This is a genomic window from Candidatus Schekmanbacteria bacterium RIFCSPLOWO2_02_FULL_38_14 (genome assembly GCA_001790855.1).
Taxonomy (GTDB): Bacteria; Schekmanbacteria; GWA2-38-11; order GWA2-38-11; family GWA2-38-11; genus 2-02-FULL-38-14-A.
The window spans coordinates 24,208-31,596 of the sequence record MGDH01000007.1 but is presented as its reverse complement, the minus strand read 5'-3'; the positions used below and the strand labels follow the sequence as shown (position 1 = coordinate 31,596).

The 7,389-nt window shown below is 38.6% G+C and carries 6 protein-coding genes; 1 reads left to right on the top strand and 5 read right to left on the bottom strand.

From position 1 onward, the window contains the following. Positions 1-143: 143 nt before the first annotated feature. The 3 genes from A3H37_00310 to A3H37_00300 all read right to left on the bottom strand — a co-directional run bounded on the left by A3H37_00310 (position 144) and on the right by A3H37_00300 (position 2,487). Positions 144-539: a hypothetical protein gene (locus A3H37_00310; protein ID OGL51342.1), complete on the bottom strand. Its 396-nt coding sequence runs from the start codon at positions 537-539 to the stop codon at positions 144-146. Between the two features lie 78 nt (positions 540-617). Further along, the gene (locus tag A3H37_00305) at positions 618-1,103 is read right to left on the bottom strand and encodes a hypothetical protein (GenBank protein ID OGL51341.1); all 486 of its coding nucleotides are present in this window, start codon (positions 1,101-1,103) and stop codon (positions 618-620) included. A 133-nt stretch (positions 1,104-1,236) separates the two neighbouring features. Then, entirely contained in the window at positions 1,237-2,487 is a 1,251-nt protein-coding gene (locus A3H37_00300) for a hypothetical protein (GenBank protein OGL51340.1), read from the bottom strand. 464 nt (positions 2,488-2,951) lie between these two features. On the opposite strand from A3H37_00300, the gene A3H37_00295 reads away from it, so the two are divergent. Then, a complete protein-coding gene (locus A3H37_00295; protein ID OGL51339.1) occupies positions 2,952-5,585 on the top strand; it encodes a hypothetical protein in 2,634 nt (877 codons plus the stop codon). Positions 5,586-5,611: 26 nt separating this feature from the next. Here the strand turns inward: A3H37_00295 and A3H37_00290 are convergent, their stop codons facing one another. Then, a complete protein-coding gene (locus A3H37_00290; GenBank protein ID OGL51338.1) occupies positions 5,612-6,976 on the bottom strand; it encodes a hypothetical protein in 1,365 nt (454 codons plus the stop codon). A gap of 4 nt (positions 6,977-6,980) precedes the next feature. Beyond that, positions 6,981-7,331, bottom strand: a complete 351-nt coding sequence (locus A3H37_00285) for a hypothetical protein (GenBank protein OGL51337.1) — start codon at positions 7,329-7,331, stop codon at positions 6,981-6,983. Positions 7,332-7,389: the final 58 nt, after the last annotated feature.

The window sequence follows — 7,389 nt, the reverse complement described above, 5'->3', positions numbered from 1 at the left end:
TTAAATATTTTAATCATCGTGGTCTTTACGAGGCTTTTATAAACCTAAGGAGAATTGCTTATAATATTTTGAGAGTGGTGTCTTTATAAGGCAACAGGTCATTAAGATAAGTTGTCATTGATACAAGCTTTTTGCTTATAACATCAGAGGACATTATAAACCCTCTCCACAAATTCTTTTAAGTATTTCCTTTGCACTGCGCGAAATTTCTCTGAGTCAATGTAAAGTTTCCATGCTTTTAACTTTTCCTTACCAAAAAGACCAGAATATTCTTCATAAAGGAGCTTCCCACTGAAAAAAACCTCGTATAGAAGTAAGGGATCAGTATCTTTTGTAAGGTTAACAAGGTCTATATTCTTCCCGTTGAATAAATCATCAAGTTTATAAATCAAGTCAAGTTTTGAAATCTCTGAGCTTCTTTTTAGTTTAATAGCAATATCACTTTCTGGTTGCACTTTTCCTGAAACATAAGATCCAAAGAGGACAAGAAGTTCAATATTATTTTTCTTGCAGAAGCTTTTAAGTTTTTTGTCTTCCATGTCTTCCATATATTTAATTTTAATTTCAGAGAGTTATTATTGTCAAGTTTAGTTTATGAATGAATGAACTTTTAATCTCTACTCTTCTTTTTTAAGTCTGATAAAATATATATAAAAGCTTGTCCCTATCATCATCATAGAAATCCCGACAGGGAGTATTACAGGAGCTATCCAGGGAATAGGGATAAGAAAAAGGACATCAATATCAAAAAGAGTCTGGGGCCAATCAATCAGAAGGTTTAAAAAAATATAATAGAAGATATCCCATACAGCAAAACTCAGGCAGAAGGCTGCGAATCTTTCCAGAAGATTTTTACCGCATAGAGCGCTAAAACTCACAAGCATTATCATTGTAAACATCTCTCTCATTTGCTCAATGCGATAGACTCCGTAATCCTTAAATAATATTACAAGGCTATCCACTGTTCCAACTACCATCTCATCATATGGGGGGAGAACCCTTCTCAAATAAACAACTACCATTGCCTCTACATTACCAAAGGCAATGGAGAAGAGAGTTATGAGAACGATTCTTTTTATAATCTCTTTTCTTGTACTATTCATTTAATCCTCCTTACTAAGGAAAGGGTTCAAGGGGTCTAGGGTTCGAGGGTTTAAGTTAAATCAATTAGTTTTGAGCTTGGCACTTTTAGGTTTTAGTTTTTTCACTTGAATCCTTGAACCCTTTCCCAAACTGTTAAACTGGCTCACTCACTCTCCACATCAATCCCAAGCCAATTACAAAAAAAATCAACACTGACAAGACTCCTGTCCTCTGGTTCCCGGTTAATGATGAAATCGCCCCGAAAACAACTGGCCCAAGAATTGCAGAAGCCTTGCTGCAAAAAGAATAAAACCCAAAAAACTCAGCGCTTCTTTCTGTTGGAGTAAACATTGCCATGAGGCTTCTGCTTGCTGACTGGCATGAACCCATTGCAAAACCTGCGATAAGACCTATGATATAAAAAATTGTCCTGCTTGCAACAAAATATGTCCCTGCAACAATACCGCACCATATAAAAAGAGTCGCAATGATAACCCGTTTTGCCCCTACCCTGTCAACAATGTAACCTAAAATCAAAGAACCTGCCATTGCTGTAATCTGAACAATTATAAAAAATGTCAACAATTCCTTCATTGAAAACTTTAAAGTCCCTGCAGCAAATATGGAGCTAAAAACTATTATTGTTGTAATTCCGTCATTATAAAAAAAATAAGCAAGAAGAAAAAAAGAAAGATTTTTAAAGTCTTTTATTCTGCCCAATGTCTCATAGACTCTTTTAAACCCTATTCTCACATATGACTCTTTGACTCTTTTCTCAATAATTCTTTTCTCTTTGAGAAAAACAAGAATTGGGATAGTAAAAACAAGATAGCAAAATGCTGTCAGCACAAAAGAGTAGCGTATGTTCTGAATATTAGCCTCAGAAAAGCCTTCTTTAACCAGCGGATAAAGGAAAAACAGTATTATCAAAGCACCTGCATATCCAACTGCCCATCCGATTCCTGATATTTTCCCAAAGTTGTCTTTATCTGCAACATCAACAAGAAAGGCATTATAGAAAGTAAGGCTTGACGCATAAAAGATATCTGCAAGGATAAAGAATACTATTCCAGAAATAACATCTCCCCTCTCTACAAAGTAGAGCATTGAGGTAAAAAATATGCACATGAAAGAAGTTATGGCGAGAAATCTTTTTTTTATTCCTGAATAATCAGCCAAAGCACCTAAAACAGGTGATGTTAATGCAACAATTATTATTGATGTTGAAACAGACAACCCCCATGCAAGGTCGCCTGAAGAAGAGGAATTAAACACCACTTCTTTGAAATACACTGCATAAATCAGGGTTACAATAAATAATGAAAAGACTGTGTCAGAAATATCATAAAGAATCCATGACCAGAGTTGGATGTTGCTTGATTTATCAGCAATATTTTTTTTCATATAGAATATTTTGAGTTTTTAATTTTATTTTTATTTGATAAGTAGAAACAGGTCTTTAGACCTGTTAATTTAACAGACCTGAAGGTCTGTTTCTACAAGGTATCATTGCAAAAAGCAAAGTAAGAAAGCAATCTTATTATTTCAGAGTCATTATCCTTCTTCCCAAAAGAGTTTTCTCTATAAAGCCTCAAAAATCAACACAAAAAAATTGACATATATTAATTTTATTGAGTAAAAGAAATCTGCAACAATCAATTTTGCCGATTGCTGAAAGCTGAGAGGTAAAAACTCAAACTAACAGGTTGCTGAAAAACCCTTTCAACTGTCATTGCGAGCAAAGCGAAGCAATCTCAGTTTCTTATAAATTTGAGATTACTTCGTCGCTATGCTCCTCGTAATGACATCAGATAAACCCTTTTTCAGCAACCTGTTAGTAGCCTATAGCTAATATAAGGATTATTATTATGTATGAAGAATTTATAGAAATAGTCGGCAGCGATGATGCCTCATTTGATTCCAATGAAATAAAGCAGTATAGCCACGACATTGCTTCAATTCCGCTTCTTTTTAAAGACATTGTTCAGAAAAAGCCGGCAGAAGCAATCTTAAGGCCGGAATCCGCTGATGAAATCAGCAGAATTTTAAAATTAGCCTACTCCAGAGAGATTCCAATAACTGTAAGGGGTGCAGGCTCATCAGCCCTTGGCAGTATCATACCTTTAAGAGGTGGAATTGTTATTGACCTTACAAAGATGAATCAGATTATTGAAATTTCCTCTAAAAAAAAACTTGCAAGAGTACAGCCGGGGATTGTCTGGGAAAAGTTTGACAAGGTTTTAGCAAAAAAAGAACTCTCAGTCTTAGCTTATCCAACAAGCGCACCATCAAGCACAGTTGGCGGATGGATTTCAACAGGCGGTTTTGGAGTCGGCTCATACAAATACGGCCACATAAAAGACCATATCGATTATATTGAGGTAGTCTATCCGCAGGGTGAGATTAAAAAACTTAAATCCGTAAAGGATGATAATCAGATTGAATCCCTCATTGGGACTGAAGGCTTATTCGGTATCATAACTGAAATCGCGTTAAGGCTCAGAAGCCTTCCAAAGTCCATCGCAACCCTTTATTTTAATTTCAGCGATGATGCCTCTGCAGTCAAATTTCTGGAGGAATTGCCAAAGACAGACATGGAACCATTCTTTGTCAAGCTTGAAAATAAAAATTACAACACTCTCCTTTCAAAAATAGAAAACGGAGAAACATCAGTTGACGCCTCTGTTATTGTCAGATTTGAAAATGATGAAATAACTGACCAGGTCTTTAAGGCAAGAGAGCTTGCTGTTTCATGCAAGGGTAGAGAAGCTGACGCAAAAACTGCACTTCACCACTGGGAAAACAGATTCTATCCGATGAGGCTGAAAAAAGAAGGTCCATCAATGCTTGCAGCAGAACTTATCCTGCCGTTAAAAAACCTGTCTCTCTGCCTCGCAAAGGTTCAGTCAATTTTTGAAAGCAACAATATTAAGATGATGACAGAACTTCATCTGATAGGAAAAGAGGAAATTTTGCTGATGGTAACCTATCTGACAGATGAAAGGGACAAAGAAAAATACTTAAATGACCTCCTCCTTGTTGATGCAATAATGCGCACGGGCTTTAAATTAAAAGGAAAACCTTACGGAACAGGAATATGGAATTCCTTTTATGTAAAAAAAAGATTTCCCAAAGAGAAGCTCTCAAGCCTTAAAAAACTTAAAAAAGAAATTGACCCCAAAAACATTTTAAACCCTGGCAAGTTTTTCAGCTTCCAGACCCGTTATGGAATAAGCATACCTCCATTCCTTCAGTCAATAGGAATGCTTGGAAATGGAAAGCTTGCAAAATTAGGACTTAAATTTCTTCCAAAGGAGGCGAGCCCTTCTCAGTTAATTGAAAAAATCAAGGAGCTTGAGGAACATCCGGAACTCTGGTCATGTGCTCAGTGTGGTTTCTGTGTGTCAGTCTGCCCAGTATATGAAGAAATAGGTTGGGAATCTGTTGCAGGGAGAGGAAAAATCTTTCTTATGAAAGAACTGCTTTCAGGAAAGGAAAAAGAAATTCCACCGGAGTATATATCAAGAGCCTATCAGTGTACCACATGCGGTGCCTGCCGCGAGGTATGCCAGACTGATATAGATACTGTTGAGCTTTGGGAAAATTGCAGAAAGATGTTTGGCAAAATGGGAATAGGCCCCTTGCCTCAGCATGAAACCCTGATAAAGAGCATTAAAAGCTATGACAATCCCCTTCAGCAGCCAAGAACGAGCAGAGACAGATGGGTAAGAAATGCCCAGAGGGAGGCAGGGGTTAAGAAGATAAAAGACATAAGTATTGAAAAAGCCCCTATACTTTACCACGTTGGCTGCATTGCTTCTTTTGATGCAAATGTCAAAGAAGTCGCCTACAATACATCTTATATACTGCAGCAGGCAGGGGTCGATTTTGGAATCTTGGGAAAAAAGGAATTGTGCTGTGCCAGTACTCTTAAAAGAGTCGGAGACCCTGAATTTGAAAATGTCGCAAGGAAAACACTTGATTTATACAACAGCCTTGGTGTTGAAACAGTTGTAACATCCTGCTCAGGGTGTTTTAAAACATTTAAAAAAGACTACCCGCTGCTCGCAAAGATAAACTTCAAGCCAATGCATATAGTCGAGTTTCTTGAAAAGCTCATTGAGGAAGGAAAACTTAAATTCACAAAAGAAGTAAACCTCAAAGTCACATACCATGACCCCTGCCATCTCGGAAGGCATGCAGGAGTTTACGAAACACCGCGCAAAATCTTAAAGGCAATACCCGGAGTTGAGCTGATTGAAATGGAAAAAAACCGTGAAAATGCAAAATGCTGCGGTGCTGGAGGGGGATTCCGCATTGCCTATCCTGATATCCAGAATAAAATCTCTGTCAAACGGGTAAAAGATGCTGAAGAAACAGGTGCATCAGAATTGGTTTCAACCTGCCCGTTCTGCTATTCCGGACTTCTCACAGCAATCACTTCAAGCGGTTCAAAGCTCAAGATGAGGGACATTACAGAAATAATCAGGATGGCGCTATGACTCTCTGAAGGAAATCAGAATGGAAATTAAATCTTCAGCTTCCCTACTGTTTCATCTAAGAAGCCTTCTCCCCTGTCAATATCAAGCCCTGATTTTATAAATTCAAGCATATCATTTTCTCCCATTTCAGGACTCATAAGGGAAAATATCGGGCATATTCCAAGTATATAGGAAAGGGAATTCCTCCTCTTCCACCATGATGAATTTTTTTCCTTGTCGCTTCCAATGCCAAAATCAGAAAAAAGCGGTTTTAAAGGTGGCCATGGGCTGAATGAAGATTCAAAACTTCCGGCATCATCACCCCAGTTCATTTTGTAAGGTGAGGTATTTTCAATATCTTTATCAAGCAACGCCTCTACTGCTTTTTTCGCTGAAGAGAAATCTTTTGCTCCTGATTTTACAACTTCACCTGAAGCACAGGTCGGTTCAATTCCAAGCCTTGCGCATAGCTCAAGAACTTTTCCTGCGTCATCAGCCGACAACCCTGCCTTTTTTAAAGCAATTGCCGATGCAATATCTGTCATCAGAAAACCCGGCTCCTCAACACCATCCATTGCAATTATTTTTGGGTTCTCATTGTATTTTAAAAAAGTGTTGCAGTTGTAAGGGCATGCAAAACAAGCCTTGTATCTGTGCAGTACCGGAGCAATCCAGTTCTTTGCAGGTTCAGCGCCGATTGAAGCGCAGAAATCCATTATTCCGTTTTTACCTGCTATGTTGCCATTTTTTATTTTTGACTTTAAACTGTTTGCCTTTTTTACAAACTCATCAGGGTGCGCAACCTCAATCAATCCAAGTCCTCTTGAAGCAATAGCCTTAAGTTTCTTGTCTCCGAATACTTTTCCAAACCCCCATTTATCACCTGTCCCCCAGTAGTTTGAAATTACCTGTGCCGAGTTTCTCCCCTTCTCTCCTGCAGTGCCGATTGTCAGAACCTGAATGAGGTCTTCCCCAAGGTCTTTCCTTATGGTTTCTGTTGTTTCCCATGTATCCCTGCCCCAGAGTCCTGAAGCATCCTGAATGTCTGCAATCTCATCATGAAGCCAGAAATATACGGGGTTTTCTGCCTTTCCCTTTATTACTATAAAATCAAATCCTGTAAGCTTTAAATCCATCCCGTTCATCAGAACTAACGGCGCATGGGAAAGCTTGCCTGTTATCGGGCTTTTCCCTGTAATTACTCCCAAAGCGCCTGCAGGAAACATGGTAGCTGTAAAAGGACCTGTTGAAATAACCAATGGGTCATCACCCTGAAATTCTTCATAGAGTGTCTGCCCTGCCAATGCACCGCCCAGGTTTTCTTCAATAAATGACTCATCAAAAGCTCTTTCTTCAGTTGTCTGGGAATTAAGGTCAGCAATTAAAATCCTTCCTGAATATAAGAAAGGCATATCTTCACTCCTTAACTAAAGCCCCTGTCGGGCATGCCATAACACAGTTATATTCATCTGCACCTGCGCATAGGTCGCAGGTTGGTCTTATGAATATTGGTTTTGCTGAAGCACTCGCTGCTCCTCCTCCGCTTGAAAAATCACCGGGTCTTTTTGCTTCAACACTCTCAGGCCTTCCAATCAATATATCCTCGGGCCTTTTTACCATCATTCCAAAGTAATTTTTTTTCTCCATTGCCCTGTAGATTATGATGCTTGATGAAAGGGTTGTAAAAGCCTGGTCATGGTAATATCCGCAAGCCATTTCGCATGCGCAACAAACAATGCATTTCTCAGGTATAACTTTAAGTGCCATATCTCACCTCACTAAAATATTGCCTCCATCTATCTTAAGCCCTGTGAGACGTCAAGAG